General features: G+C 48.2%; 1 pseudogene. It reads right to left on the bottom strand.

Annotated features, from left to right (window positions below):
• Window positions 1-313: pseudogene (locus C6366_RS18670) on the bottom strand (pyridoxal-phosphate dependent enzyme); the annotation flags it as partial.
• Window positions 314-452: the final 139 nt, after the last annotated feature.

The following is a 452-nucleotide window of genomic DNA, read 5'->3' as shown; positions in this document are numbered from 1 at the left end:
GGTGCTCAAATGACAGCGTTTCGATATCAAGATGATATTTTTCACACAATAATTGAGCGATGGCGTACGCACCGCCAAGCATTTTGAAGGCGTTCAGACCGAATCGTTTTGATTCGTCTTTGACGAGAATTTTCTTCACACCAAAAAGGTTTGCGAGATCGTCCAGCGCACAAAGCGGTGTTGGGCGATAACCAGCTATTTTCTGGTGGAACTGGCGCGCCAGTTTGGCCTGGCTTTGCGAAAAGAGCGGTGATGTTTCGCCGTTGAAAAATTTGTTATCGGCGATATCAATCTTCAATGAGAAAACGGACATATCCTATCCTTTTGGCCTCTGGAAATAGAGGGCCGACCAGCTGATCGGCCGAGGGGTTATTTCACGCGTTCTTGCGCTTCTTTCAGCAGTTGCTCGAGCAGTGCACCTGGTTTGGCGTATTTACGGGACAGGATCATCG

This window comes from Desulfonatronum sp. SC1, from assembly GCF_003046795.1.
Classification (GTDB): domain Bacteria; phylum Desulfobacterota; class Desulfovibrionia; order Desulfovibrionales; family Desulfonatronaceae; genus Desulfonatronum.
This window is presented reverse-complemented; position numbering and strand designations above follow the sequence as displayed.